The 26,137-nt window shown below is 69.9% G+C and carries 33 protein-coding genes; 21 read left to right on the top strand and 12 right to left on the bottom strand.

Annotated elements, in window-relative coordinates; all coding sequences use genetic code 11:
• Window positions 1-247: 247 nt before the first annotated feature.
• Together ACY0I8_RS06120 and ACY0I8_RS06115 are read right to left on the bottom strand one after the other, a co-directional pair.
• Window positions 248-2,038, bottom strand: a complete 1,791-nt coding sequence (locus ACY0I8_RS06120; RefSeq protein WP_461394045.1) for a sodium:solute symporter family protein — start codon at window positions 2,036-2,038, stop codon at window positions 248-250.
• Between the two features lie 33 nt (window positions 2,039-2,071).
• Window positions 2,072-2,332 carry a DUF4212 domain-containing protein gene (locus ACY0I8_RS06115; protein ID WP_461394044.1) on the bottom strand — a complete coding sequence of 87 codons (261 nt, stop codon included), beginning with the start codon at window positions 2,330-2,332 and terminating at the stop codon, window positions 2,072-2,074.
• A gap of 349 nt (window positions 2,333-2,681) precedes the next feature.
• On the opposite strand from ACY0I8_RS06115, the gene ACY0I8_RS06110 reads away from it, so the two are divergent.
• A complete protein-coding gene (locus ACY0I8_RS06110; RefSeq protein ID WP_461394043.1) occupies window positions 2,682-4,118 on the top strand; it encodes a putative nucleotidyltransferase substrate binding domain-containing protein in 1,437 nt (478 codons plus the stop codon).
• 111 nt (window positions 4,119-4,229) lie between these two features.
• On the opposite strand, the gene rho is transcribed toward ACY0I8_RS06110, so the two are convergent.
• The 3 genes from rho to ACY0I8_RS06095 all read right to left on the bottom strand — a co-directional run bounded on the left by rho (window position 4,230) and on the right by ACY0I8_RS06095 (window position 7,189).
• Entirely contained in the window at window positions 4,230-5,483 is a 1,254-nt protein-coding gene (gene rho / locus ACY0I8_RS06105) for a transcription termination factor Rho (protein WP_461394042.1), read from the bottom strand.
• A 354-nt stretch (window positions 5,484-5,837) separates the two neighbouring features.
• Window positions 5,838-6,455: a dephospho-CoA kinase gene (gene coaE / locus ACY0I8_RS06100; protein WP_461394051.1), complete on the bottom strand. Its 618-nt coding sequence runs from the start codon at window positions 6,453-6,455 to the stop codon at window positions 5,838-5,840.
• 26 nt (window positions 6,456-6,481) lie between these two features.
• Window positions 6,482-7,189 carry a polyphenol oxidase family protein gene (locus ACY0I8_RS06095; protein ID WP_461394041.1) on the bottom strand — a complete coding sequence of 236 codons (708 nt, stop codon included), beginning with the start codon at window positions 7,187-7,189 and terminating at the stop codon, window positions 6,482-6,484.
• Between ACY0I8_RS06095 and ACY0I8_RS06090 the strand changes: the two genes are divergently transcribed.
• A complete protein-coding gene (locus ACY0I8_RS06090) occupies window positions 7,181-7,990 on the top strand; it encodes a DUF3108 domain-containing protein (RefSeq protein ID WP_461394040.1) in 810 nt (269 codons plus the stop codon). The genes ACY0I8_RS06095 and ACY0I8_RS06090 overlap by 9 nt on opposite strands.
• Before the next feature lie 23 nt (window positions 7,991-8,013).
• Here the strand turns inward: ACY0I8_RS06090 and ACY0I8_RS06085 are convergent, their stop codons facing one another.
• From ACY0I8_RS06085 to ACY0I8_RS06070, 4 genes are all read right to left on the bottom strand, one after another.
• A complete protein-coding gene (locus ACY0I8_RS06085) occupies window positions 8,014-9,054 on the bottom strand; it encodes an RluA family pseudouridine synthase (protein ID WP_461394039.1) in 1,041 nt (346 codons plus the stop codon).
• Window positions 9,055-9,220: 166 nt separating this feature from the next.
• Window positions 9,221-9,385, bottom strand: a complete 165-nt coding sequence (locus ACY0I8_RS06080; RefSeq protein WP_461394038.1) for a hypothetical protein — start codon at window positions 9,383-9,385, stop codon at window positions 9,221-9,223.
• A 48-nt stretch (window positions 9,386-9,433) separates the two neighbouring features.
• A complete protein-coding gene (locus ACY0I8_RS06075) occupies window positions 9,434-10,567 on the bottom strand; it encodes an ATP-binding protein (RefSeq protein WP_461394037.1) in 1,134 nt (377 codons plus the stop codon).
• A gap of 302 nt (window positions 10,568-10,869) precedes the next feature.
• Window positions 10,870-11,019: a hypothetical protein gene (locus ACY0I8_RS06070; RefSeq protein WP_461394036.1), complete on the bottom strand. Its 150-nt coding sequence runs from the start codon at window positions 11,017-11,019 to the stop codon at window positions 10,870-10,872.
• 13 nt (window positions 11,020-11,032) lie between these two features.
• Here ACY0I8_RS06070 and ACY0I8_RS06065 point away from each other — a divergent pair, with 13 nt between their 5' ends.
• The 6 genes from ACY0I8_RS06065 to ACY0I8_RS06040 all read left to right on the top strand — a co-directional run bounded on the left by ACY0I8_RS06065 (window position 11,033) and on the right by ACY0I8_RS06040 (window position 14,330).
• Window positions 11,033-11,224: a hypothetical protein gene (locus ACY0I8_RS06065; RefSeq protein ID WP_461394035.1), complete on the top strand. Its 192-nt coding sequence runs from the start codon at window positions 11,033-11,035 to the stop codon at window positions 11,222-11,224.
• A 142-nt stretch (window positions 11,225-11,366) separates the two neighbouring features.
• Complete coding sequence (locus tag ACY0I8_RS06060; protein WP_461394034.1) at window positions 11,367-11,732, top strand: ArsR/SmtB family transcription factor; 366 nt, start codon at window positions 11,367-11,369, stop codon at window positions 11,730-11,732.
• Between the two features lie 20 nt (window positions 11,733-11,752).
• Window positions 11,753-12,760, top strand: a complete 1,008-nt coding sequence (mduS, locus tag ACY0I8_RS06055; RefSeq protein WP_461394033.1) for a methyltransferase domain-containing selenoprotein MduS — start codon at window positions 11,753-11,755, stop codon at window positions 12,758-12,760.
• A 63-nt stretch (window positions 12,761-12,823) separates the two neighbouring features.
• On the top strand, window positions 12,824-13,441 hold the full coding sequence (locus ACY0I8_RS06050; protein ID WP_461394032.1) for a DJ-1/PfpI family protein: 618 nt from the start codon (window positions 12,824-12,826) through the stop codon (window positions 13,439-13,441).
• Entirely contained in the window at window positions 13,438-13,902 is a 465-nt protein-coding gene (locus tag ACY0I8_RS06045) for a YeeE/YedE thiosulfate transporter family protein (protein WP_461394031.1), read from the top strand. The genes ACY0I8_RS06050 and ACY0I8_RS06045 overlap by 4 nt, the downstream gene beginning before the upstream one ends.
• Window positions 13,899-14,330, top strand: a complete 432-nt coding sequence (locus ACY0I8_RS06040) for a YeeE/YedE thiosulfate transporter family protein (RefSeq protein ID WP_461394030.1) — start codon at window positions 13,899-13,901, stop codon at window positions 14,328-14,330. Before ACY0I8_RS06045 ends, ACY0I8_RS06040 begins: the two co-directional genes overlap by 4 nt.
• Window positions 14,331-14,350: 20 nt before the next feature.
• Here ACY0I8_RS06040 and ACY0I8_RS06035 read toward each other — a convergent pair whose 3' ends face one another.
• Entirely contained in the window at window positions 14,351-14,617 is a 267-nt protein-coding gene (locus ACY0I8_RS06035) for a hypothetical protein (RefSeq protein WP_461394029.1), read from the bottom strand.
• Between the two features lie 36 nt (window positions 14,618-14,653).
• The gene (locus ACY0I8_RS06030) at window positions 14,654-14,881 is read right to left on the bottom strand and encodes an SHOCT domain-containing protein (RefSeq protein ID WP_461394028.1); all 228 of its coding nucleotides are present in this window, start codon (window positions 14,879-14,881) and stop codon (window positions 14,654-14,656) included.
• Between the two features lie 281 nt (window positions 14,882-15,162).
• Here ACY0I8_RS06030 and ACY0I8_RS06025 point away from each other — a divergent pair, with 281 nt between their 5' ends.
• The 13 genes from ACY0I8_RS06025 to ACY0I8_RS05965 all read left to right on the top strand — a co-directional run bounded on the left by ACY0I8_RS06025 (window position 15,163) and on the right by ACY0I8_RS05965 (window position 25,615).
• Entirely contained in the window at window positions 15,163-15,660 is a 498-nt protein-coding gene (locus tag ACY0I8_RS06025) for a MerR family DNA-binding protein (protein ID WP_461394027.1), read from the top strand.
• Window positions 15,650-16,036 carry a mercuric transporter MerT family protein gene (locus ACY0I8_RS06020; protein ID WP_461394026.1) on the top strand — a complete coding sequence of 129 codons (387 nt, stop codon included), beginning with the start codon at window positions 15,650-15,652 and terminating at the stop codon, window positions 16,034-16,036. The genes ACY0I8_RS06025 and ACY0I8_RS06020 overlap by 11 nt, the downstream gene beginning before the upstream one ends.
• 22 nt (window positions 16,037-16,058) lie before the next feature.
• Window positions 16,059-16,379 (top strand): metal-binding (seleno)protein, encoded by a 321-nt coding sequence (locus tag ACY0I8_RS06015; protein WP_461394025.1) that lies wholly within the window; start codon window positions 16,059-16,061, stop codon window positions 16,377-16,379.
• On the top strand, window positions 16,376-16,672 hold the full coding sequence (locus ACY0I8_RS06010; protein WP_461394024.1) for a ferredoxin family protein: 297 nt from the start codon (window positions 16,376-16,378) through the stop codon (window positions 16,670-16,672). Before ACY0I8_RS06015 ends, ACY0I8_RS06010 begins: the two co-directional genes overlap by 4 nt.
• A 17-nt stretch (window positions 16,673-16,689) precedes the next feature.
• On the top strand, window positions 16,690-18,096 hold the full coding sequence (gene merA / locus ACY0I8_RS06005) for a mercury(II) reductase (RefSeq protein WP_461394023.1): 1,407 nt from the start codon (window positions 16,690-16,692) through the stop codon (window positions 18,094-18,096).
• A gap of 22 nt (window positions 18,097-18,118) precedes the next feature.
• Window positions 18,119-18,643: a hypothetical protein gene (locus ACY0I8_RS06000; protein ID WP_461394022.1), complete on the top strand. Its 525-nt coding sequence runs from the start codon at window positions 18,119-18,121 to the stop codon at window positions 18,641-18,643.
• 377 nt (window positions 18,644-19,020) lie between these two features.
• Complete coding sequence (locus tag ACY0I8_RS05995; protein WP_461394021.1) at window positions 19,021-20,487, top strand: dihydrolipoyl dehydrogenase family protein; 1,467 nt, start codon at window positions 19,021-19,023, stop codon at window positions 20,485-20,487.
• 233 nt (window positions 20,488-20,720) lie between these two features.
• Entirely contained in the window at window positions 20,721-20,897 is a 177-nt protein-coding gene (locus tag ACY0I8_RS05990) for a hypothetical protein (RefSeq protein ID WP_461394020.1), read from the top strand.
• Window positions 20,898-20,979: 82 nt separating this feature from the next.
• Window positions 20,980-21,783: a DUF547 domain-containing protein gene (locus tag ACY0I8_RS05985; RefSeq protein WP_461394019.1), complete on the top strand. Its 804-nt coding sequence runs from the start codon at window positions 20,980-20,982 to the stop codon at window positions 21,781-21,783.
• Window positions 21,784-21,823: 40 nt separating this feature from the next.
• A complete protein-coding gene (locus ACY0I8_RS05980) occupies window positions 21,824-22,549 on the top strand; it encodes a TVP38/TMEM64 family protein (protein ID WP_459940300.1) in 726 nt (241 codons plus the stop codon).
• Window positions 22,550-22,558: 9 nt separating this feature from the next.
• Complete coding sequence (locus ACY0I8_RS05975) at window positions 22,559-24,736, top strand: MGH1-like glycoside hydrolase domain-containing protein (RefSeq protein WP_461394018.1); 2,178 nt, start codon at window positions 22,559-22,561, stop codon at window positions 24,734-24,736.
• Window positions 24,737-24,923: 187 nt separating this feature from the next.
• Window positions 24,924-25,184: a DUF6364 family protein gene (locus ACY0I8_RS05970; protein ID WP_461394017.1), complete on the top strand. Its 261-nt coding sequence runs from the start codon at window positions 24,924-24,926 to the stop codon at window positions 25,182-25,184.
• Window positions 25,181-25,615, top strand: a complete 435-nt coding sequence (locus tag ACY0I8_RS05965; RefSeq protein ID WP_461394016.1) for a PIN domain-containing protein — start codon at window positions 25,181-25,183, stop codon at window positions 25,613-25,615. Before ACY0I8_RS05970 ends, ACY0I8_RS05965 begins: the two co-directional genes overlap by 4 nt.
• Before the next feature lie 149 nt (window positions 25,616-25,764).
• Here the strand turns inward: ACY0I8_RS05965 and ACY0I8_RS05960 are convergent.
• A partial coding sequence (locus tag ACY0I8_RS05960; protein WP_461394015.1) for a molybdopterin-guanine dinucleotide biosynthesis protein B occupies window positions 25,765-26,137 on the bottom strand: 373 nt, incomplete at its 5' end.

Genomic DNA, 26,137 nt, shown 5'->3' with positions numbered 1-26,137 from the left:
CGAACCGGCAACGGCATGGGAAGGCGCGGCGATCGGGTGCCGCACTCGCGCCCGGCCGGAACCAGTCCCCCACCCGCCTCCGGCAATACTTTTGAAGGTATTAGTATTCGCGTTATCAGGCTGCCTGGCCGCCCAACGGCACGCCTTCTCGCAGTCCCATTCTGCCCGATCTCGCGGGCGCAAAAAAAGGGCGTGCGGCCCCGGCCGGAAACCGGCGGCCGCACGCCCTCGGATCCGCAGGCTACCCTTACCGGGCTTCCTGGGGATAGCGCAGGCTTTCCACGAGCTCCTGCACTTCCTGGGGCGGCTCGTGGGTGAACTTCGACACCACCCACATCACGATGAAGTTGAGGATCATGCCCACGGTGCCGATGCCCTCGGGGCTGATCCCGAACCACCAGTGCTGCGGGTTGTTGGCGGCCGGGTTCACGAACTTGAAGTAGATGATGTAGGCGGCGGTGAACACGATACCCACCACCATGCCGCACATCGCGCCTTCCTTGTTCGTCTTCTTGTTGAAGACCCCCATGATGATGGCGGGGAAGAACGAGGAGGCCGCGAGCCCGAACGCAAACGCCACCACCTGGGCCACGAACCCCGGCGGGTGGATGCCGAACCACCCCGCGATCACCACCGCGAGCCCCGCCCCGATCCGGGCCCACATGAGCTCGGCCTTCTCGGAGAGGTCCGGGTTGATGATGCCCTTCATGAGGTCGTGGGAGAGCGACGAGGCGATCACGAGCAGGAGCCCGGCCGCCGTGGACAGCGCTGCCGCCAGACCGCCGGCGGCCACCAGGGCGACCACCCAGTTGGGAAGCTTGGCGATCTCGGGGTTCGCCAGCACCATGATGTCGCGGTCCACGTAGATCTCGTTCTTCGAGTCCGTGGGGGCGTTCGTCACCACAAGCTCGCCGTATTTGCCCTTGGCGCCTTCCTTGAACTTGGGTTTCCCCTTGAAGGGGGCACCCGGCGCGTACTGCATGATGCCGTCGCCGTTCTTGTCGAGCCAGGCGATGAGACCCGTCTTCTCCCAGTTCTTGAACCAGCTCGGGGCCTCGGTGTAGGCCTTGCCGTGCACGGTCTTGATGAAGTTCGTCTTGGCGAAGGCGGCCACGGCCGGGGCCGTGGTGTAGAGGATCGCGATGCACACGAGGGCCCAGCCGGCCGAGGAACGGGCGTCGCGGATCTTGGGCACCGTGAAGAACCGGATGATCACGTGGGGCAGCCCCGCGGTACCGACCATCAGGGCGAAGGTGATGAAGAACACGTCGATCTTGGGCCGGTTCCCCATCGTGTACTGCTTGAACCCAAGGTCGGTGTGCAGTTGGTCCAGCACATCGAGCAGGTACTTCCCCTGGGCCGAGGCGTCCTGCAGCACCTGGGCCCCGCCCGCGCTGATCTTGCTCCCGAACCCGAGCTGCGGAATGGGGTTACCGGTGAGCATGGCGGCGATGAAGATCGCCGGGATAAGGTACGCCACGATGAGCACGCAGTACTGGGCCACCTGGGTGTAGGTGATGCCCTTCATGCCGCCCAGCACGGCGTAGATGAACACGATGGCCATGCCGATCACCACGCCGGTGTTGATCGGCACCTCGAGGAACCGGGAGAACACCACGCCCACACCGCGCATCTGGCCGCACACGTAGGTGAACGAGACGAAGATGGCGCAAATGATCGCCACGGCCCGGGCGGTGTTGGAGTAGTACCGGTCGCCGATGAACTGGGGCACCGTGTATTTCCCGTACTTCCGGAGATACGGCGCGAGGAGCATGGCCAAGAGGACGTATCCGCCGGTCCAGCCCATGAGGTACATGGAACCGTCGCGGCCCAGGAAGGCGATGAGGCCGGCCATGGAGATGAAGGACGCCGCGCTCATCCAGTCGGCGCCGGTGGCCATGCCGTTCAGGATGGGGTGCACCTGCTTTTCCGCGACGTAGAAGTCGCCCGTGGTGGCGGCCTTCGCCCAGATGGCGATGCCGATGTAGATGGAGAAGGTGATCCCCACCATTACCCAAGTCCAACCAAGAATACCCATGGATCACTCCTTATCCGAACGGACCAGTCAAATCTAGTCCTCGTGAACCCCGTATTTGCGATCCAAGTTGTTCATCAACTTCACGTAGACGAAGATCAGAATAACGAATGTAATCTCGGAACCCTGGTTCGCAAACCAGAACCCCAACTTGAACCCGCCGATCTTGATCTGGTCCAGCACGTCCACCAACAGGATACCCGCCAAGTAGGACACGGCGAACCAGATGGCGAGCAGGATGGAGATGTACTTGATGTTCTCTTTCCAGTAGGCGACGAGTTGTGTACTTCGCTCCATGGCGATGACCCTCCTTACCTGTGATCGTGAAACTCCAGACTTCTCGGCCTCCTCTTCCTCTCTTCCCGGCTCTCCCTCCTTTCCGCCGCTGCACGCCGGGCGGCGACCGGCCCCCCCGAAAACGGTCCTTGGTCAAACGGCGTGTCGCCACAGGCTCACAAAAGTACAAACCCTGTTCGGCCACGTCAAGCAAAAAATAAATCGTGTTTGATCCGGCAAGCGTGGGGTTGATCCGGCGAAACCCTGACGCCGCGACGTAACGCGGGTTGGGGCGTCCCCGCGAGAAAAATCGTTGAGAAATCCGCCGGTTTCGGCCATGATGCCTCGGGCTTCCAGCGGGAGATGCGCCATGCGGGAGGAAGGGCTCCTATTTACCCCGGTTCGGGAAGTCTGCAAGGGGCCGGTGGTCACCTGCGCCCCCGACACCGACGTGGTCTCGGCGGCCCGGATCATGGACGAAAAGGGGATCTCCGGGGTGGTGGTGGAGGAAAACGGGGTTCCCGTGGGGGTGTTCACCGACCGGGACCTCCGGCGGCTCGTGGCCCGATCGGAGGGGAGCCTCGGGGGGACTCCCGTGCGCCAGGTCATGCGCTCGCCGGTTCTCACCGTGGCCGACCAGGCCCCGGCCTACGAGGCCGTGTACCTCATGGCCCGGCACAACATCCACAGGCTCTTGGTGGTGGACGCCGGGGGCCGGATGGTGGGAGTCGTCACGGGAACGGACATCCTCGGGCTCCAAACGAACAGCCCGCTCTACCTGCGCGACGACGTAACCCGGGCGCGATCCCTCGAGGACCTCAAACGGGTGAACGCCCGTGTGCCCGAGATGGTGCGGTTCGCGCTGAGGGCCGGGGCCGGCACCCGGGACCTGGTGGGGTTCATCTCCCAGTTCAACGATGAGGTGTCCCGAAAGGCCGCGGAGATCCTGGAGGCCGAGGGCGTGAAGCTCCCGCCCCGGGCCGCCTACCTGGTGCTCGGCAGCGAGGGCCGGGGGGAGCAGACCCTCCGGACCGACCAGGACAGCGCCGCCGTGTTCGCCGACGATCTGGACGAATCCAGCCGGTGGGACGTGGAGCGGTTTTGCGTGCGGCTCGTGGAAACCCTGGTGGAGATCGGGGTGCCCCCCTGTCCCGGGGGGACCATGGCCTCGAACCCCCAATGGCGGCACACCCTTTCGGAATGGATGGCCTTGGTGGAGCAGTGGATCACGGTGCCCACCGGGGAGAACATGGTGAACTTCGGGATGTTCCAGGACCTGCGGACCCTGTGGGGCGACCCCTCGCTGGAGCGCCGCATCAAGGACCACATCCTGGAGCTCACCCGGCGCCACAGCCTGTTCTTCCCCCGGGTGGCGAAGAACATTGTGCGGTTCCCCCCGCCGCTCGGTTGGTTCGGCCGGATCCGAACGGAGCGCCGGGGGAAGCACAAGGGCCGGGTGGACCTCAAGAAGGCGGGGATCTTCGCCCTGACCGAGGGGGTGAGCCTGCTGGCCCTGGAGGCGGGTATCCTGGAGGGCACCACCTGGGACAAGATCGAGGCGCTTCGGGAGCGGGGAGCGATCACACCGGCCGAGGCCGAGCGGCTCGACGACGCGTTCACCACCCTCGTCGGCTTCCGGCTGCGTCACCAGGTGCGAAATCTCGCCGAGGGCCGCCTCCCCGACAACTACCTCGACCCCCTGCGGCTCACCCCCCGGGAGAAGCACGAGTTCAAGCGCGCCCTGGAGGAGGTGGGCTGGTTCCTCCATTACATCCGGAGCCGGTACCGGCTGGACTTCATCCGGTAGGGCGGCGACCGGTCCAGGTTCCGCACCCCCCAGCCGCCCAGCCGCCCAGCCGCCTAGCTGCCCAGCCGCCCAGCCGCCTAGCTGCCCAGCCGCCTAGCTGCCCAGCCTATCTCACTCGCTCATGCTCTCCAGGAACTCGGCGTTCGACTTGGTGCCCCGCATCTTGTCGAGCAGGAACTCCATGGCGTCCACCGGGCTCAGGGGCGAGAGCACCTTCCGGAGCACCCACACCCGGTTGAGCTCGAAGGGCGGCAGCAGGAGGTCCTCCTTCCGGGTGCCGGAGCGCTGCATGTCCACGGCCGGGAACACCCGCTTGTCGGCCAGGCGCCGGTCGAGGTGGAGCTCCATGTTGCCGGTGCCCTTGAACTCCTCGAAGATCACCTCGTCCATGCGGCTGCCGGTGTCGATGAGCGCGGTGGCGATGATGGTAAGGCTTCCGCCCTCCTCGATGTTCCGGGCCGCGCCGAAAAACCGCTTGGGCTTGTGCAGGGCGTTGGAGTCCACGCCGCCCGAGAGGATCTTGCCCGAGTGGGGCACCACGGTGTTGTAGGCCCGGGCGAGCCGGGTGATGGAGTCCAGGAGGATCACCACGTCCTTGCCGTGCTCCACGAGCCGCTTGGCCTTCTCGATCACCATCTCGGCCACCTGCACGTGGCGCTGGGCCTGCTCGTCGAAGGTGGAGGAGACCACCTCACCCCGGACCGACCGCTTCATGTCGGTGACCTCCTCGGGCCGCTCGTCGATCAGGAGCACGATGAGGAACACCTCGGGGTGGTTCGTGGTGATGGCGTTGGCGATCTGCTGCAGGAGCACCGTCTTCCCGGTGCGGGGCGGCGCCACGATCAGACCCCGCTGCCCCTTCCCGATGGGCGCGATCAGGTTCACGATCCGCATCGAGTAGTTGGTGGGGTCGGTCTCCACCTCGAGGTTCAGACGCTCGTTGGGGTAGATGGGCGTCAGGTTGTCGAACAGCATCCGGGCCCGGGCCTTTTCGGGCGGGTCGCCGTTGATGCTGTCCACCTTGAGCAGCGCGAAGTACCGCTCCGAGTCCTTGGGGGGCCGGATCTGGCCGCCCACGGTGTCGCCCGTGCGCAGGTTGAACCGCCGGATCTGGCTCGGCGACACGTAGATGTCGTCGGGCCCGGGCAGGTAGCTGTAATCGGGCGAGCGCAAAAACCCGAAGCCGTCGGACAGGAGCTCCAGGGTCCCCTCGGCGAAGATGCTCCCGTTCTGCTCCACCTGGGCCTTGAGCAGGGCGAAGATGAGGTCCTGCTTCCGGAGCCGGTGGGCATCCTCGATGCCCAGGTTCTCGGCCATCTCGGTGAGTTCCGCGATGGGCTTTTCCTTGAGCTCCTGGAGGTGCATGGGGACGGCTTTCGTGCCTTCCTGGGGCGCACTGCGACGCCCGCCTCTGCGTTCGGTGTTTTTCATGGTCTCGATGGGTGTGGATGATGGGTTGGTTGTCGGGTTCGCAGTCGGGAAAAACCGAAATGGGTGTTCGTTCGGGGCGAGCCCGCCGGAACCGCAATGCGCACGGCTCCACGGCGGAGCTGGAGATTCGGAACACTCAGAACTGGTGACGTTTCGGATCCGCCGAAATCGGCTCTCTGCGGCGCGTTACCGATCCCTGGGAGTGGGTCCAGACGGGGAAGACCGGAAGGGCGATGGGATCTGAACGTTTCGAAGTCGCGGCTTTTCTAGCGGTTCCGGCCCCGTTTGTCAACCCCAAAAGCGCCGGTTGTGGGCCCGGATGCGCCCCACCAAGGCCGTCACGGCCTCCTCCAGGCGCTCGGGCGGCCCCCGGTTGTCGAGCACCACGTCGGCCCGCCGGGCCTTCTCGTCGATGGACATCTGGGCGGCGAGCCGCTGCCCGGCCTCCTTTTCGGCCAGACCGTCGCGGAGCATGAGCCGGCGAAGTTGGAGTTCCGGGGGAACGTACACGACCACCACTAGGTCGAACCGGCCCTTGGCCTTGGTCTCGAACAACAGCGGCACGTCGTACACCACCAGGGCCTTCGGGTCGGCGGCCACCGCCTCCCGGACCCGGCGGTCCACCTCGTCCTGGATGCGGGGGTGGAGGATGCGGTTGAGCCGCTCCCGGGCCTCGGCGTCGGCAAACACGATCCGGCCCAGGGCCTCCCGGTCCAGCGACCCGTCGGGCCGGAGGACCCCGTCGCCGAAGGCGGCGCGCACCGCCTCGAGCCCTTCGGTGCCGGGCTTCACCACCTGGCGGGCCACCCGGTCGGCGTCGATCACCACGGCCCCTGCCCTCGCGAACGCCCGGGCCGCCGTGGACTTGCCCGTGGCGATCCCGCCCGTGAGCCCCACGAGCCGGATCGGCCGATCCTCGGGCCACGACCGGATCACGGCACCCCCCACCCGGCGAACGCCAGCATCCGGCCGGCCTCGCCCCGGGCCCGGTGGGAGAAGAACGGCCCCGAGCACCCGGTGCACCCCCCCACCCACTCCATGCGTGGGGGGGGAACCCCGAGGCCGGCCAGTTCCGCCGTGACCCGCCGCCGCAGGTCCACGAACCACCGCTCCCCCCGGCGCCGGGTCCAGGGCCCCCGCCCCAGCGCCTCCACCACCTCTTCGCCGACCTCGTAGCAGCAGGCCCCGATGGCCGGCCCCACGGCCGCGAGGAGCTCCCCCGGCGGTACCCCGAGGGCGCCCACGGCCGCCGAGACCACCCCGGCCGCCGTGCCCCGCCATCCGGCGTGGATCACCGCCACCCGGCGGGTCGGGGGGTGCACCGCGATCACCGGCACGCAGTCGGCCGTGCGCACCCCCAGGAGCACCCCCGGCTCGGGTGCCCCGGCCCAGGCGTCGGCCTCGGGGAGGGGCGCCGGGTGATCCGGGGGCACCACCGCCGCGCCGTGGACCTGTCGCAGCAGCCGAAGCCTCCGCCCCCCGGCCGCCCCCGGCCAACCGGCCGGCGGCTCCGGCGCGAAACTTCCCGCGCCCCGGGTCGTGAACCCGTGGACGAGGCCGGGGACGGCGCCGAGCCGCGGGGCCCGCAGCCACGCCTGGGAACCCGGCCCCGGTTCGGGTATGCTGGCCCCATGGTGCATCGCGCGGTTCTCCTTTGGGTTGCGGCGTGTTTCGCCGCCTCGTCCGCCCTGGCCCTGCCGCCCCCGCCCCGGCTCGCCGACCTCGTGGGCGAACGGCTCGAGTTCCGGGTGCGGTGGGGCGTGATCCCGGCCGCCCGGGCGAGCCTCGAGGTCCTCCCCGGCCCCGGCGGCACCGTGCGGTTCCGGGCCAGGGCCCGCACCCTGCCCTACATCGACACCCTGTACCCCGTGCGAAACCGGGTGGACTCCACCGTGGCCCTGGGGAGCCTGGTGCCCCTGCGCTACTTCAAGCGGGCCAAAGAGGGCTGGGGCGATCCCCGGGAGGTGGAGGTGCTGTTCGATCCGGAGCGGGGCACGTCCCGGTACTTCCGAAACGGCAACCTCAAGAAGGAGCTCCTCGTCCCGCCGGGGGTCCAGGACCCCCTGTCGAGCTTCTACGCCTACCGCACGCGCCCGGTGCCCGACGACGCGCCGGTGCATCTTGACATCACCGACGGAAAGAAGCTCGTCACCGGCACCGTCGCGGTCCTCGGCCGCGAAACCGTGGAGACCCCGGCCGGCCGGTTCGCCACGGTGAAGATCGAGCCCAAGATCGAGGGGATCGGCGGCATCTTCAAAAAGAGCCCCGGCGCGCGCATTTTCATTTGGCTCACCGACGACACCCGCCGGATGCCCGTGAAGCTCCAAAGCGAGGTCATCGTGGGCTCGTTCACCGCGGAGCTCACCGCGGCCCACCTGCCGCCCGGTCTAGCCCCCCCTCACCCCGCCCCTCTCCCCCCGACCGGGGGGAGAGGGAGATAGAGGCTACGCGGCCGCTCCCGCGCCTACTGGCTCCCATCGGCCGCGGACCGGCCGACGGGGCGAGCCCCTTCCCCGAGGTTGCGTTCATTGCCCTTTGGCACCTCACCCCCCAGGCCCCGGATCAACGCGGCCAGGTCCTCGGGCACCGGGGCCGTGAACCGCACGTACTCCCCCGTGCGGGGGTGCTCGAACCCGAGCTTCCAGGCGTGGAGGGCCTGGGCCGGGGCCGCGAGGAGCAGGCGGCGGGCCAAGGGATCCCCCACCCCCCGGGCCCGGGCCGCGCCCCCGTACACGGGGTCCCCGGCCACCGGATGGCCCAGGCTCGCCAGGTGCACCCGGATCTGGTGGGTGCGACCGGTTTCGATCCGCACCTCGAGAAGCGTCGCGCCCCGGAGCTCCGAGAGCACCCGCCACCGGGTCACGGCCGGCCGGGCCCGGGGGGCGTCCACGGCCATTTTCTTGCGATTCGTCGGGTGGCGGCCGATGGGCCGGTCGATCACCCCTTCGCCCCGCATCCGGCCGATCACGACGGCAAGGTAGACCTTTTCGACCGAGCGGGCCCGGAACCGGTTCTGGAGCATCCGGTGGGTCTCGTCGTCCTTGGCCACCACGATGAGCCCCGTGGTGTCCCGGTCAAGCCGGTGGACGATGCCCGGCCGGAGCACCCCGCCCACCCCCGAAAGGTCGCGGAGCCGGTGCAGCAGTGCGTTCACCAGGGTGCCGCCCCGGTGGCCCGGAGCCGGGTGCACCACCATGCCCCGGGGCTTCGCCACCACCGCGAGCCAGGGATCCTCGTGGACCACCTGGATCGGCAGTTCCTCCGGCTCCACGTCCCACCGCTCCGGCGGCGGGATCTCCACCTCCACCGCCTCGCCCCCCCGGAGCTTCCGGCTCGGCTTGGGCACCCGGCCGTCCACCCGGACCCGCCCCTCGGCCATCAGGGCCTGGAGGCGCGATCGGCTCACGGGCAGGTCCCGGCCGGCCAGGAACCGGTCGAGCCGCTCGCCCCGGGCCTCGGGGGGCACGGTCAGGCGGTGGATGTCGGAACGGGGAGCGCTCGCCACGGGCCCGGGTCTCCTTGGTAGAGGTGTCCGAGGTGGGCCCGTGCATACCCGAGGGGACGGGGCCGGGTCAACGCCGTCGGGGCCGGCCTGGCGCACTGTTCCCACGACGCCAGCGTATTGGCCGGGCTCGTCTGCAGCGCCAAGGAGCGAAACTCCAGGTGAACCCTCAAACCTCGGGGGGTTCCTGATCGCCCTGCCGGACACCCAGGCCCGGGCCCTCGGCCCGGATCGCGGCGTGGACGCCGCTCCCACACCGGGGCCTGACCCGGGCGGCCTCCCGGAGCCGTCGCGAAAGATGGGTCTTCGCCTGGTGGATGTTGACGGTGCGCATGCCCAGAACCTCCCTGCGCGGGGACGAACCGCCGATCCGCGCCCTTTGTCAAGGGCCCAACCAGTGCTCCACCGGCTTTTCGAGGAACTCTGTCAGGGGAATTCCCTCTCCCCCCACGATCAAGGTGCGGGTCGGCGCGAAGGCTCGGGCAAAATGGCTCAGTCCGGGCAGAGCGTGGGGGGTGCGGCCGCTCTTGACCTCGATCGCAACGAGCCGGCGGCCGGCCCGGAACACGAAGTCCACCTCCCGGTTGCGTTCGCGCCAGTAGTACAGCTGGCACACGCCTCCCGCGGACGCGTTGGCGAGATGCGCTCCCACGGCCGACTCCACGAGACGGCCGCGGAACTCCCTGTCGGTCAGGGCCTCTTCCGGCCCCAGGCCTGTGATCGCGGTCATCAGCGCGGTGTTCAGCACCTGGAGCTTTGGGCTCGAGCCTCTTCGCCGCACGGGTTGAGCCGCATATTTCTGCAGGCCGGTGAGCATGCCGGCCCGGCCGAGCAGGTCGAGGTAGTGGGCCAAGGTGGTCGTGTTCCCCGCATCCTGAAGCTGGCCCAACATCTTGGTGTAGGACAAGACCTGTCCCGAGTAACGGCAACCCAGGTCGAACACACGCCGGAGCAAGGCGGGTTTATCCACCCGCGTCATCATCAGCACGTCGCGCGCGATGGTCGTCTCGACGAGAGCGTCCAGCACATAGCGGCGCCATCGCGCCGGGTCGTCGGCGAGCGGGGCGGCGCCCGGGTAACCGCCGAAGTAGAGATAGTCGTCCGGCGAGAACCCGAAGGCGGTGCGCATCTCGGGGTAGGACCAGTGGGGCAGGTGGATCACCTCGAATCGCCCCGCGAGGCTCTCCGTGAGCCCACGCTGCATGAGGAGCGGCGCGGAGCCGAGCAAGACGACCTTGAGCGGTGTTCCGGCGCGGGTGTCTTCGTCCCAAAGTCGCTTTACGGCCTCGGACCACCGGGGGATCTTCTGGATCTCGTCGAGAGCCAGAACCGCTCCGGCCTTCCCCGCGCCAGCGGCCGCGAGCCGTCCTCGCTCCCATTGGGCGGCAAGCCACGCGGTGTCGCCGGGAGCCGGTTCGTCCGCGGAAACGAACACAGCCGGCAGGTCGAGCCGGCTCAGTACCTGACACACAAGTGTCGTCTTGCCGACCTGGCGGGGGCCGGAGACCACCTGCATGAACCGCCGTGGCTCCGCAAGCCGGGCCGCGAGGACCTTGGCCTGGCCGCGCTCAAAGGGAGGAAGCGGAACGGTACTCATCATGCTGAGTAAATTTACTCAATGCCACGAGTAATCTCAAGGGCGGGGCGGGCGGCGGGAAAGGCGTGGCTCGGATCGTGGGCCGCGCGAGCCATGGGTCGCTCGGGACGTGCGTGAAGCCCTCTGAGACGGGAAGGGCCGGGCCGTCAGGACGAGAGAACGGCGCCTGCCGCCCATTGGGCGGGCCCAAAGATCCTGCCCCTGTATCCCCACGGGATTCATCAACACCCGAACAGGTCCAGCACCGGCTCGCCGTACTGCAGCAACTTCCGGTCTGCCGTCAGGAAACCGAACCCCTCCACCCGGGCCTGGGCCACGTGGATGCGATCGAACGGGTCGCTGTGCAGCGCCAGGAGGGCGAAGACTCCCAAGGTGTAATCCGAGGTGACCGGAATTTCGACGTACCCATGCCCCACGAGCAGCCGACGCAGCCGCTCCGAGGAGGAACTCCTGGAGCAGGCCCGGGCCGTTCACGCGCGGGGCAAGACCGTGGTCATCGTCACCCACTCCGACACGGTGGCCGCCCTGGCCGAGCGGATCGTCACGATCCGCGACGGCCGGGTGGCGGCGGGGTGAGCCGGGGGCCCGGCGGTTCACGGGGTCTCGAGCGCTGACCGGAGGCCGGCGTCGCCCGAGGGCTTGACGCGGGGCCGGGGGCAGAATAGCATGCGCATATTCGCATATTACATCAGATGCACCCAACCCGAGGGGATCGAACATGAAGGACCTGGACATCCGGGAAAAGGCCGACCTGCTCCGGCTCCTCGGCCATCCGACCCGTCTCCTGATCCTGGAGGAACTCGCTCGGGGCGTGAAGTGCGTCACCGACATCCGGGATCTGCTGGACATCCCCCAGCCCAACGTGTCCCAGCACCTGGCCGTGCTGCGCCAGGCCCGCCTGGTGGACTTCTACGAGGACGGCCAACTCCGGTGCTACTACCTGCTGCGGCCGGCCCTGGTGGGCGCGCTCCTGGAGTTCCTGGTCGGCGAGTACCCGGTGGTCAAACGCGACCGGGAGGACGTGCGCCGCGAGGGCCGGCTGCGCGAGCAACAGCGGGGCCGGGCAGCGGCCTGTGAGGCGTAAGGCCTCGGGAGGCTTCCGCCATGGGAAGAGGTCCATCCAAGGATCAACGCCGCCACTGGACCGAGGTGTACGCCCGGACGCCGGCGTTCTTCGGCGAGGGGCCGAGCGAGTTCGCCCGCGTGGCCCTGGAGCGGTTCCGGGCCGAGGGCGCCGGCAGCGTGCTGGAGCTGGGGTTCGGCCAGGGCCGCGACACCCTGTTTTTTGCGGAGAACGGTCTGCGGGTCACCGCCCTGGACTACTCCGAGCAGGCCGTGCGGGAGGTGCAGGAGGCGGCCAGGGCCCGGGGGCTCTCGGAGCGGATCGAAGCCGGGATCCACGACGTGCGGGACCCGCTGCCGTTCCCGGAGGGCGCGTTCGACGCGTGCTACGCCCACATGCTGCTGTGCATGGAACTCACCGAGGCCGAGATCGGGTTCGCGCTGGCCGAGGTCCACCGGGTGGTCAAGCCCGGGGGCCTCGTGCTGTACACGGTGCGCAGCGATCACGACAAGCACTACCGCGCCGGCACCCACCTGGGCGAAGACATCTACGAGGTGGGCGGGTTCGTCGTGCACTTCTTCACCGGGGAGAAGATCCGCCGTCTCGCCCGGGGGTACGAGGTGCTGGATGTGGGCCGCATGCAGGAGGGGAGCCTGCCCCGGGACCTGTACGTGGTAACCCTTCGGAGGCGTCCGGGCCCCATGCCCGGGCAGGTGGGGGAGAACAGCATGGAGACGTCCATGACACGGTTCGAGGCGTTCTTCGAGGCCGTGAAGTCAGACCCGGCGCTGGAGCCCAAGACCCGGGGGCTCCTGTTCCTGGCCGCGTCGCTCGCGGCCGGCTGCGAACTCTGAACCGACTGGAGCCTCGCGGTCGCGAGGGAGAGCGGAGCCACCGACGACGAACTGCACGCCGCCACCGCCATCGCCATGAGCGTGACGGCCCACCAGACCCGCCTGCTGTTCGACAAGATGAAGGGCCAACACCCTCCGGCCCCGACGCCTGAGGGAGGAGCGGCTGCTGAGGCGCATGAGCCGGGGGCCACATGAGGCCGTTGACGGGTGCTTCGGCGAAGCACGTGAACGACCCTTCGTGCTGACGGATCGGCAGCGATGCCCGGACCGACGCAAAACGTGCTCCTGTTCCTTGCCCGGGGGTTCGAGGACCTGGAGACCGCCGCCGTGACCGCGGTCTGCGGCTGGACCGGGTACCGGGAGCATCTTCCTTCGATCCACCTCACGACCACGGGCCTGCATGCCGAGGTGCAGGGCCGCTTCGGCACCCGGATCCGGCCCCACCGCCACCTTGAGGACGTGGACCCGGACGAATACGCCGCCCTGGCCGTGCCCGGGGGCTTTTTCAGCCACGGGTTCGATGAGGCGTTCGATCCCCGCCTGTACCGGATCGCCCGGGCGATCCACGCGCGGGGGGGCATGATCGCCACCTGGTGCGTCGGGGTTCTGCCCATCGCCGAGGCGGGCTTGCTGCGGGGCGGGCGGGCCACCACCTACCGGTTCAGCCGCCACCACGACAACCCTGGGCGCCTGCGGGCCCTGGGGTGCGAACCGGTTCCCGATCCCCTCGTGGTCTGGAACCGGATCGTTTCGTGCGCCGGCCCCGCCCAGTCCCTCGATGTGGCCTTCCTCTTGCTGGAGTTCCTGGTCGGAGAGACCCGGGCCGCGGAGGTGCGTCGGTATCTCGCCGGAGTCGACGGAGAGGGCATGGGATGACAGCGACCGCGTGGAAACGGGCCGTGGCCGTGGGCGCGGCCATCGGGGCCCTGAACTTGGGGCACTACGCCCTCACCGCGAGGGCGCCCGGTTTGGAGGTGCCCTTCGGCATCTTTCCCGGTGGGTTTCCGGTGGCGGCGATGGCCGCAGCCGCCGGAAGGCTGAGCCCCGAACTCAAGATCATGCTGGTGTTCGGGCTGGGGGTGGTGATCGGTGCCGCCGGGAGCGCGTATCGAACGGGCGGGTTCGTCTGGCATGGCCGGTTGCCGGTGAGGGAGTTGCTCCAGGGGCTGGCCGGCGGGATGGTCATGGCCGTGGGGGTATGGATGGCCCAGGGATGCCTCAACAAGCACGGCCTCAGCGGTACCCCCGGGCTCATGCTGAGCAGCTGGGTCACAATGGCCGGCATCGCCGCCACAGCGTGGCTCCTGGCCCGACCGGGACGACGGGGTGCCCGATGATCCCGGCGGCGGTGTTCGTGGTGGGAGTGGTCGTGGGCGTGATCGTGCAGCGTTCGCGGTTTTGCGTGTTCGGGGCGATGACCGACTGGTTCGGGCAAGGCCGGCCGGAGCGGGTCCTCATGGTGATCGCAGCGGTGGCCGTATTCGGGCTGGTGAACCTCGTGGGCTACCGCCACGAAGCCGAGTACCCGGGCGCCCTGTTCCTCGTCGGCGGCGTGGTACAGGCTGTGGGCTACGCCCTCGGCCGGGGCTGCCCCCTCACATTGCTCGTACGGCTCGGGGAGGGGAGCCGGTTCCACCTGGCGGTGTTCGCGGGGTTCCTGGTGGGCGTGGGGCTGTACACGGGGTTGGTCGCCCGCCCCGTAGAGGCCCTGCTCGGCCGCGTCACGTGGACCGGCGCCCAGACGATCGGGGCGTTGTTGCGCTGAGTGACAACGCCGACCGCCCCTCACCACACCTGCCGCGTGAACGGGAGCGCCAGGAGGTGGGCGACCCGCAGCCGGGCCGGGTCGCGGTTGTCGCCCATGCCGTTGCGGATGCGGACCTGGTCCGCGTCGGTCCGCAGCGTTCCCAGGACCCGGGCCCACAGGGAGAAGATCGTCCCGTAGCTGGTGTTGCGCTCGCGGATGATCACCGAGTGGTGGATGGACGGCGGCACGAACAGAAACCACCTCGCCCGCTCCAAGGCCAGGAACAACACAAACTCTCCCCGCACGAACGCGGCCCGCGCCAGGGCCCCTTGCTCCGGGGATCACGCTTCGAGGTCCCGCCGCATCCGTTCGTACTCCTCCCGGGAGATCTCACCCGCGGCGTAGCGGCGCTTGAGGATCTCCAGGGGCGTCTCGTCCCGCCGGCGCGGCTGCTGCCCCAGGAACCAGCGAACCGCTAGCACCACGCCCACGGCCACGATCCCCCAGAACAGGATCATCACGAGCCACCCGAACCCCGGCATGGCGCCGCCCATCGGTCCGTGTCCCATCCTCCAGATCACCTCCGTCTCTCGTTGACCATCAGGCTACCGCCACCGGCCGAGGGGTGCGTTTCCTCGACGGGCCGGCCCCGGTTCTCGCCCTCGACAGCAACCCTAATCCGTGCGGCGCGGTGAGCAACCGCGCGACCTGAAAAAAATTTCCCGATCCCCTTGCTTCCGTACTTAGGTACGGGTGGTAGGCTGGTGTGTGAGTGCCGGAGCAACCCACCGGCGACGCGTCGCCGGGGCGCACGCCAAGCCTGTGCCCCATGGAAACGGGAGAGAGTCCCATGCCCTCCGAAAGCCCCAACCGGATCCGCGGCGAACTCACCATCGGCCGGGTGGCCGAGGCGGCCGGGGTGGGGGTCGAAACGGTGCGGTTCTACGAGCGAAAGGGCCTGATCGAGCAACCCGAGAAACCCCCGTCGGGCCGCCGCACCTACCCGCCCGAGGTCGTGGCCCGGATCCGGTTCATCCGCCGGGCCAAGGACCTGGGGTTCACGTTGCGGGAAATCGCGGAACTTCTGGAACTCAGGGTGGACCCGGGCGGGAACTGCGCCGCGGTGCGCGCCCGGACCCTGGCCAAGATGGCGGACATCGACCGGAAGCTGCAAGCGCTGGATCGGATGCGCGCCGCCCTGGCCCGTCTGGCCGACGCCTGCGCGCGGGGCGGCGCGGCCGCGGACTGCCCGATCCTGGAGGCCCTGGAGGCGGAGGGCCCTGGGGCCGACCGCAACACGGTATACCCGGCCCCCCCGTCCGGAGAGGAGGACCTTCATGACCGCTGACCCGACCCGCTCCGGGGGAACGTGCGCCGCGTCCCGGTCCGGCGCCCCCCGCGGAACCGCCCTGGGCGCCGTGGGCGCGGTGGCGGCCGCGGTGCTGGCCTCGGCTTGCTGCATCGGGCCGCTTCTGGCCGTGTTCGCCGGGGTCACCGGCGCGGCCGCCCTGGCCCGGCTCGAGCCCTACCGGCCTTGGTTCGCGGCGCTGATGGTGGTGTTTCTGGGCTACGGGTTCTACCGGGCCTACTGGCGCCCCTGGCGGGGCGAGGCCTGCTGCACGCCTGCGTCGCTTCGGGTGCAACGGGTGATCCTGTGGATTGCCACGGTGCTCGCCGCAGCGCTGTTCTGGTTCCCCCGGTTCCTGCCCCTGTTGATGGGTTGATGCGCCACAGGAGGTGATACTGATGAGAAGAATAGGATTTGCCGCACTCATGGCCCTGCTGGTGCTCGGCGTACTGGCGGCGTCCTCGCCGACCCCTGCCGGTGCCGAAAGCCGCACGGCCGTGCTCCGGGTGGAGGGCATGACCTGCGCGGCCTGCACCTTCGCTGTGAAGGCCGCCCTCCAGAAGGTCGAGGGGGTGGAGGCGGCCGAGGTGAGCTTTCGGGAGAAAAAAGCCGTGGTCACCTACGACCCCGCCCGAACCAGCCAAAAAGTCCTGATCGAGGCCGTGGAGTCCACCGGGTTCCGGGCCGCACCCCTTTCCGAAGGAGGAGAAACGCGATGAGCGACTGCTGTTCCGGGGGCCTGTGCTCCGAGAAAACCTACCTCACCTTCCGCCGCCAGGACGGCTCGCCCTGGATCCCCATGTACGTGCAGGAGGTGGAGTCCGAGAAGTGCCTCGGCTGCGGCAAATGTGTGGCCGTGTGCCTGGGCGGGTGCTACGAGATGGTCGAGGTGAGCGGCGAAACGAAGGCCCGGGTCGTGAACCCCGGCAACTGCATGGGCGACTGCCACTGCCACAAGGTCTGCCCCGTAGAGGGCGGCGCCATGACCTGCCAACCGGTGGAGATCGGGTAATACGAGGAGGGCGCACCATGCCCAGTGACTCCTACGATCTCGTCATCCTGGGCGGGGGCGCCGCCGGGTTTGCCGCGGCCACCGAGGCGGACCGCCGGGGCGTTCGCACCCTGCTGGTGAACCAGGGGCTCCCCATGGGCGGCACCTGCGTGAACGTGGGGTGCATGCCCACCAAGCACCTCCTGGCCGCGGCCGCGGCGCTCCACGGGGCCCGCCATCCGCGCTTCCGGAGCGTCGGCGCCTCGAATCCGGCCTTCGACTTTCGGCGGGCGATCGCGGAAAAGGATGCGCTCGTGGCCGGCGCCCGGGCGGCGAACTACCGCGACGTGCTCCAGGGCTTCTCCCACGTCACCTGGGTCGAGGGCCGGGGGGCGTTCGTCTCGGACCACGTGCTGCGGGTCGGGGAGCGCGAGGTTCGTGCGGAGCAGGTTCTGATCGCCACGGGCTGCCGCACCCGGGTGCCCCCGATCCCGGGGCTCACCGAGGCCGGGTTTCTCACGAACCGGGAGGCCCTGGCCCTGGAGCGGCTGCCTCGGAGCCTGGCCGTGCTCGGCGGCGGGGCCCTGGGCCTCGAGTTCGCCCAGATGTTCGCCCGGTTCGGGGCCACGGTGACCGTGGTGGAGGCGGCCGCCCGGATCCTCCCGGCCGCGGAACCCGAGATCTCCCGGGCGCTCCGCGGCTGTCTCGAGGCCGAGGGGATCCAGGTTCGCACCGCCGCCCGGGTCGCCCGCGTGGACCGAACCCCCCGGGGCCGACGCCTGACCCTGGAGCGTGAAGGGGAGGCCGTGGACCTCGCGGTCGAGGAGATCCTGGCGGCCACCGGGGTCACCGGAAATATCGAGGACCTGAACCTGGAAGCCGCGGGGATCGAGGCGGCGGGAGGGTTCGTGCGGGTGGACGAGCACCTCCGGACGAACGTTCCCAACGTCTGGGCCGCCGGCGACGTGGCCGGCCCTCCGTGCCTCGAAACCGTGGCCGCCAAGCAGGGAAAACTCGCGGTGGAAAACGCCTTCGGGGGCGGGGGCAACCCCCTCGACCTCGCGAGCGTTCCCTTCGCCGTGTTCACCGAACCGGAGGCCGCCTGGGTCGGGGTCACCGAGGCCGAGTACATGGCCCGCCACGGCACTTGCACCTGCCGCACCGTGCCCCTGGAACGGGTGCCCCGGGCCCTGGCCGCCAGCGACACCCGGGGCCTCGTGAAGATGATCGCCCACCACGAAACCGGGCGGGTCGTGGGCGTCCACCTCCTGGCCCCCCACGCCGCCGAACTCGTGCACGAGGCCGTGCTCGCCGTGCGGTTCGGCCTCACGGTGGACGACCTGATCGACACGGTGCACGTGTTCCCCACTTTTTCGGAGGCCGTCAAGATCGCGGCCCAGGCGTTCCGGCGCGACATCACCCGCATGAGCTGCTGCGTGGAATAGGCGGCGGCGAACGGAGGTCCCCATGCAGAGAATGCTCGGGCTGCTCACGGCGGCCCTGCTGGCCCTCGGGTCCGCCGCCCCGGCGGCGGCACAAACCCCGGCCGCGGAGAACACCTTCCTCATCCACGCCAAGACCTCGCTCAAGCTCGACGACGCCCAGATCTGCGCCGTGCCCAACGTGGCGTGGGCCGCCCTGCAGAAGGGGTACCGGGTGGTGATCCTGTTCGACGCGAGCGGGGTGACGGCCATCAAGAAAGGGGGCCTGTTCGGCGGGGACCGCACGCCCCTGGACAAGGCCGAGCTGCCCGAGCGGGAGCGACGGTCCCTGAGCGAGCAGCTGGGCGTCCCCCTGGAGCGGGTTCCCGCGGACTACGGAGCCTACGTACGGCTCCTCAAGGAGAAATACGGCGTGGAACTCTACGCCAACCGCACCATGATGCTCCTCTACAAGATCCCCGAAGACCGGATTGACCCCGCCGTGAAGCCGGTGGGGCTCGCCGAGATGATCCGGCTCTTCGAGGGCGCGAACGTGTACGTGGCGTACTGAGCGCCCGCCCTCGCACCGCCGGAATCTCGCCGAGGCGAACGGCGTCCTCCGGGAGTTCCCCCCGCCCTGCCGGCCCCGGCCCGCCGGATCCTTCCGGGTAACTTCGGTCCGCGGTCACCGGTCCGTGGTCTTCGGTCCCTTGGCCCTAAGCGCGGCAGCCCACCGGTTGGCCGAGAGGAGCACCCTCGTGTTCTTGGGAACAGGCCGCCCCGCGGCCTACGGGAGATCCCGTCCGCCGGCCCGGGGTTGCCATCCTCCCGCCACGGGGTACATTCCCCACTGCGGCGGTGCCGGCCCGGCGCGCCGCGGAAAGCACGGGGCCCAGCCGGGGACGAACGGGCGGGAATGGCACCCCCGCCCACAAGGAGAACGGATCCATGGCGCAACGGGAGTACGACCTGGGCGTGCTGGGCGGCGGGGCCGCCGGGCTCACCGTGGCGGCCGGGGCGGCCCAGTTCGGGGCCAAGACGATCCTGATCGAGAAGGCCGACCGGCTCGGCGGCGACTGCCTGCACTTCGGGTGCGTGCCCTCCAAGACCCTGATCCGCACGGCCGGCGTATGGGCCCAGACCCGGCGCGCGGCCGAGTTCGGGCTTCCGGAACTCGACCTCCCCCCCGTGGACCTCGCGGCCGTCATGGCCCGGGTGCGCGCCGTGATCGAGACGATCCAGGAGCACGACTCCCCCGAGCGGTTCTGCCGGCTCGGGGCGGAGGTACGCTTCGGCGAGGCCCGGTTCGTGGACCCCCACACCGTGGACCTCGGAGGGGAGTCGATCTCGGCCCGGGCCTGGGTGATCGCCACGGGCTCCCGCCCGGCCCTCCCGCCGGTGGAAGGGCTCGCCGACACGCCCCACTGGACCAACGAGACCGTCTTCGCCCAGACCCGGCTGCCCGAACGGCTCCTCGTGCTCGGCGGGGGCCCTATCGGCCTCGAGCTCGCCCAGGCGTTCGGGCGGCTGGGCGCCCGGGTCACGGTGGTGGAGTTCCTGGACCGGATCCTGGGTCCCGAGGACCCCGACGTGGCCGAGATCCTGCGGGAGCGGCTCGGGGCCGAGGGCCTGGAGATCCGCACCGGCACCAAGGCCGTGCGGGCCGAACCCCACGGCGACGGGGTCCGGCTCACCGTGGCGCCGGCCAAGGGCGGGGGGCCGGAGGAGACGATCGAGGCCGACGCGCTCCTCGTGGCCACCGGCCGCCGGCCCAACGTGGAGGGGCTCGGGCTCGAGGCCGCCGGGGTCGAGTTCACACCCCGGGGCATTCCCACCGACAAGCGGCTTCGCACCAACGTCAGGCACATCTACGCCTGCGGGGACGTGAACGGGAAGTTCCCGTTCACCCACGTGGCGGGGTATGAGGGAAGCATCGCGCTCACGAACGCGATCCTTCGGCTCCCCCGCAAGGCCGACTACACCAAGGTGGCCTGGTGCACCTACACCGACCCCGAGGTAGCCAGCGTGGGCCTGAACGAAACGCGCGCCCGGGAGGCCGGGGTGGAGTACCGGGTGCTCGAGGAACGGTTCGCCGAGAACGACAGAGCCCTGGCCGAGGGCGAGCCCCACGGCAAGATCAAGGTGCTGGTGAGCCCCAAGGGCAAGGTGCTCGGGTGCCAGATCGTGGGGGCCCACGCCGGGGAACTCATCCACGAGTGGGTGGTGGCCCTGGGGGGCGGGGTGAAGCTCTCGACCGTGGCCGGGGCGATCCACGTGTACCCGACCCTGTCGGAGATCTCCAAGCGGGCGGCCGGCGCCTACTTCGCCGAGAAACTCTTCAGCGACCGGACCAAGGGGGTGCTCCGGTTCCTGTTCCAGCTCAAGGGCCGGGCCTGCACGCCCGCGCCGGAGTAAGGAGACCCGCTTCGCCGCGACGAACAACCGAGGGCCTGTTGCGAACCACGGACAACACGGAGGGCACGGAGCCAAAGCCGGGAAGCGGGGAGGCTGGGACGCGAGGAGGCAACCCCCGCGTTATTCGGTCAGGATCCTCTCGAATCCTTTGAGTGAGGCTGCTGGGTCGGGGGCCGTTGTTCCAAAATCCATCCACCGGGCAATCCCGCCCGAACATGAAGAGGAGGTGCACCATGAAACGCATCGCGATCCTGTCCGCCGCCCTGTTCGCCCTGGCCGCCGTGGGCTGCGCCGGGCCCCAGGCCCGGGGCGAAAAGCCGATCACGAAGCAAACCCACATCAAGTGCCCCAAGTGCGGGGTGGAGTTCACCGTGGGCGAGGGGCTGAACGCCCTCGAAAAGGGCCGGTGACGGCCGCGCGGGCCGGGGAACGTTCCCGGCCCGCTCTCGTTCCCCCTGCGGTCCGGCCCCCCACCGGACCGGCGAGGTGCCGATGATCCGATCCGCCCTCCTGGCGGCCGCCCTGTGCCTCTGGGCCGGCTTGGCGGCCGCCGCGCCCAAGGCCGAACTCTGGCCCCGCTGGCAGACCCACGACCCCGAAAGCACCCGGACCGTGGACCACTCGGCCTGGGACCGGTTCCTGCGGACCTACGTCGTCACGGGCCACCCCTCGGGGGTCAACCGGGTGCGCTACGCCGCGGTCACGCCGACGGACCGGGCGAATCTGCGGGCCTACCTGGACCGGCTCGAGGCCACGCCGGTCGGCCGGCTCAACCGGGCCGAGCAGAAGGCCTTCTGGATCAACCTCTATAACGCGCTCACGGTGTGGGTGGTGCTCGAGAACTACCCGGTGGAGAGCATCCGGGACATCCGGTCGGGCTGGTTCCGCCCGGGCCCCTGGGACCGCAAGCTCGCCGCGGTGGAGGGGGTGGACCTCACCCTGAACGACATCGAGCACCGGATCCTCCGGCCCATCTTCCGGGACAACCGGGTCCATTACGCCGTGAACTGCGCCAGCATCGGCTGCCCCAACCTCCGGCCCGAGGCGTTCACGGCCGCCAACACCGAGGCCCTTCTGGACCGGGCGGCCCGGGAGTACGTGAACCACCCCCGGGGGGCCCGGCTCGAGGGCGACCGGCTGGTGCTCTCGAGCATCTACGACTGGTTCCAGGAGGACTTCGGGGGCTCCGAGGCCGGGGTGCTCGCCCACCTGGCCCGCTACGCCCGGGCCCTGAAAGGGTTCCGGGGAACCATCGACTACGCCTACGACTGGAGCCTGAACGACGCCGGGCCGTAGGCGACCCCGTCCCGGCCCCACCGAAGGAAAGGAGGCCTCCATGGCGAACCCCGCCGCCGAACCCGCCCCGGCACCCCGACCCCGCTCGTCGCGCGGCAAGCTCCTCGCCGCGGCCGCGGCCGTGGTCGCGGCCGTGGTGGCCGTGCGGGTGTTTCCCGTGCAGGAGCGGCTGGTGGCCGCCCTGGACTGGATCGACCGGATGGGGCCGGCCGGGGTGGTCGTGTACGTGGCCCTCTACGTCGCCGCCACCGTGTTCTTCGTGCCCGGGTCGGTCATCACCCTGGGCGCCGGGGCGATCTACGGGGTGATCGAGGGCACCGCGATCGTGTCGGTGGCCTCCACCCTGGGGGCCACGGCCGCCTTCGTGATCGGCCGGTACCTGGCCCGGGACTGGGTGGCCCGGAAGATCGAGGGGAACCCCCGGTTCCGGGCCGTGGACGACGCCGTGGCCCGGGAGGGCTGGAAGATCGTGCTGCTGACCCGCCTGTCGCCCGTGTTCCCCTTCAACCTCCTGAACTACGCCTACGGGCTTACCCAGGTGAGCCTGCGCCACTACTTCTTCGCCTCGTGGATCGGCATGCTCCCCGGCACGGCGATGTACGTGTACATCGGGTCCCTGGCCGGCGACCTCGCCCGGCTGGGCGCCGGCGGGCGCACCCGCACCCCGGCCGAGTGGATCCTCTACGGGGTGGGCCTCGTGGCCACCGTGGCGGTCACCGTGTACGTCACCCGGATCGCGCGGGCGGCCCTGGCGAAGAAGGTCTGACCCGCCCCCATGTCCCGCCTGTTCGCCGACGCCGTGACCCGGGCTAAGGGCATCCTGGAGGCCAACTGGACCGGGGCCTACACCAAACCCGCGCCGGGCCTCTACCCCCACCAGTGGAACTGGGACTCGGGGTTCATCGCCATCGGGCTCTCCCACTACGACACGGCCCGGGCGTGCCGGGAGATCGAAAGTCTGCTCGGGGCCCAGTGGCGAAACGGCATGGTGCCCCAGATCGCCTTCAACCCCGCGGCGCTGGGCCACTACTTCCCGGAACCCGACTTCTGGCAGGCACAGCGCTCGCCCGACGCGCCCGAGGGGGTGCTCACCTCGGGCATCACCATGCCCCCGGTCCTGTCCATCGCCGCGGAGGCGGTGTGGCGAAACGCCCGGAACCGCCGGGCCGTGCGGCCGTGGCTCGAGCGCGTCTACCCCCGGCTCCGGGCCCTACACGCCTACCTCTACCGGGAGCGCGACCCGGCGGGCGAGGGGCTCGTCTACATCCGCCACCCCTGGGAGTCGGGCATGGACAACTCCCCCACCTGGGACGACCCCCTTTCGCGGATCCGGATCGAGCCCGGCACCCTGCCCCCCTACGAACGAAGGGACCTGGGCCACGGGGTCGACCCGGCCATGCGGCCCACCGACGCCGACTACGACCGCTACGTGTTCCTGGTGGACCTCTTCCGCCGGCACCGCTACGACGAGGCGGCCATCCGGGCCGAGTGCCCGTTTCTCGTGCAGGACCCCCTGTTCAACGCGGTGCTCGCCCGGGCCGACGAGGCCCTGGCGGAGCTGGCCCGCGCCCTGGGGGAAGATCCGGGCGAGGCCCTGGGATGGGCCGAGGCCACCCGACGGGCCCTGCGGGAGAAGCTCTGGCACCCCGAGCACAGCATCTTCGACGCCTGGGATCTGGTGGCCGACCGGCCCATTGAGGTGGACACGGCCGCCGGGTTCCTGCCGCTCTACGCCGGCGCCCCCACCCCGGAGCAGGGCCGGGCCCTGTACGAACGGCTCAACACCGCGTCGTTTTGCGGCCTGCACCAGGGCAACTGCTTCACGATTCCCAACTTCGATACCCAGCAAGAAGGGTTCGCCCGGGAGAACTACTGGCGCGGGCCGGTGTGGATCAACGTGAACTGGATGCTGGCCCAGGGGCTTCGCCGCTACGGCTACACCCTCAAGGCCGACTCGGTGGAAAAGGACCTCCTGCAGCTCCCCATCCGGTTCGGGTTCCGGGAGTACTACGACTCGTTCGACGGCACGGGCTACGGCGCCGAGGGGTTCAGCTGGACCGCGGCCCTGTTCATCGACCTGGCCGAGCGGCTCCACGGGGACGACCCGGCCGGGCCCGGGATCTGGCGCCGGGTCCGGGGGGCCGTGGCCCCCATGCGGCAACTCAACGACGGGCCCGCGGCCGAAGGGGTGGCGCCCGAGCGGCTCGCGGCCGAACTCATGGCAGCTGTGCGGGCCCTGGCCCGCCGGTTCTACGACACGCGCCGGGGTCGGGTGGACTACGAGCGGCTGGGCGCCTCGGCCGAGTACGCCCGGTACAGGGAACTCGCGGCGGCGCTCCGGTCGTTCGACCTCGGCCTCCTGGTGGGCCGCCGGGAGAAGCTCGCCTTTTGGGTGAACCTCTACAACACCATCGTGGTGGACGCGGTGGTGGCCCTGGGGGTCCGGCGGTCGGTCCAGGAGGTGCCGGAGCTGTTCCGCCGGGTGTGCTACCGGATCGGCCCGTACCGGTTCACCCCCGACGACATCGAGCACGGGGTGCTCCGGGGCGACGCCCGCCCTCCCTTCCGGCCGTTCCGGCAGTTCGGGGCGCGGGATCCCCGCCGGGCCTTCGCCGTGGTGCCCCCGGACCCCCGGATCCACTTCGCCCTGGTGTGCGGGTCGCGCTCGTGCGCCCCCATCGACGCCTACGAGGCCGACCGGATCGACACCCAGCTCGACCAGGCCGCCCGGAGCTTCGTGAACTCCTCGGAGGTGATCGTGATCCCCGAGGAGGGCCGGGTGCTCCTGTCCCAGATCTTCCGCTGGTACGAGGCCGACTTCGGGGGCCGCACCGGGGTGGTGGACCTCCTGTGCGACCACCTGGCCGACGAACGGCTCCGGGGGTTCCTCCGACGAAACGCCGACCGGGTGGCGTTCGAGTACCTGGAGTACGACTGGAGCCTGAACCGGTAAGTCAGGAAAAGGCGCGGCGGAGATTGCGACCCCCGCGGGTTTGACGTAACCTGAACGCGATTTTGTACGTCAGCCAGGAGCCCCCTTGGACGACGGCCCAAGGGGGCCACACCCCTCACCCCCGACCGACGGGAGGGAACCGGGGCCCGGTTTGGGCCCCCCATCGAGTCCCGGGCAGGAGTCCGCGATGCAGACCAAGCTTACCCTGCGCATGGATGAAGAGGTAATCAGGAAGGCGAAACGCTGGGCCGCCAGCCGCGGCATTTCCCTCTCCAAGGCCGTGGAGGAGTTCCTGGCCCTCGCGGCCGACGCAAACGACGATTCCCTCCAAGGGCTTGACGACTGGACGCGGGCCTTGTTGGGCGCCGGCCGGGGGACGGAGCCCCCTTGGTCGGACGAGGAGATCGAGGAAGAACTCGGGAGGCATTGGGAGGAGAAGCACCGGTGAAGGCGGTGCTCTTCGACCTCAATGTGGTCCTCGACGTTCTTCTCGCCCGGGAGCCCCACGTGGGAGCCTCGGCAAAAGCCCTCGACCTGGCGTCCGGGAAAGACGTGCAAGGGTTCATCGCCGCCCACTGCGTAACCACCCTCTTCTACCTGCTCCGGCGAAGGGTCGGAACCGATCGAGCCCACAGGGTCACAGCCCACCTGTTGGAGCGCCTCCGCGTCGCACCGGTGGACGAGCAGGTGGTTCGATCGGCCCTCGCCTCCGCGTGGCCCGACCTCGAAGATGCCGTGTGCCACGCGGCCGCGCGGGCTGTCGGAGCCGAGTGCATCGTCACCCGTAACGTCGAGGACTTCCGGAGCAGCACCCCACCCGCTCTGCGGCCGGAGGTGTTCGTGCGGCTGTACAGTGGGGGAAAAGGCGGGGGCCACTGATCCGGGTGGACTCTCGTCAGGCGTCGGGATCTCGAGGCGTTCGCCGGCCCCGGGAACGGAGGGTGGCGGAAAAAAAGAAACCGCGTCCCATGGGGGGAGAGACGCGGCCAAAGGAGGAGGGGACAAACGGTAGGGTTCGGTGGGGGGGCTCACGCGCCGCCCAGGAAGCGTTCCTCCAGGAAGTCGCACGCCGGCCCCGGGTGGTCCAGGGGGAACACGGGCACCGGCAGGTTCCAGGGGTGGTCGCTCACCACGGCGATGAGCCGGTGGTCCCGGATGGTGCCGTCGGGGGCGGCGCACAGGAGCTCGGGGCTCCGGGCCGCCCTGTGCACCTCGATCTTGGGCAAGCTCCCGGTCTTGTAGCCCTCGGTCACCACCAGATCCACCTCGGTCATGAACCGGTAGATGATCTCCTCCAGGGTCATCTCGCCCCGGGCGTTGGGGTGGACCATGGCGAGCTTCTCGGCCGACGAGATCACCATGGGGCTCGCCCCGGCCCGGGTGAGCCGCCAGGAGTCCTTG

Source organism: Deferrisoma sp. (genome assembly GCF_054681715.1).
This window is presented reverse-complemented; position numbering and strand designations above follow the sequence as displayed.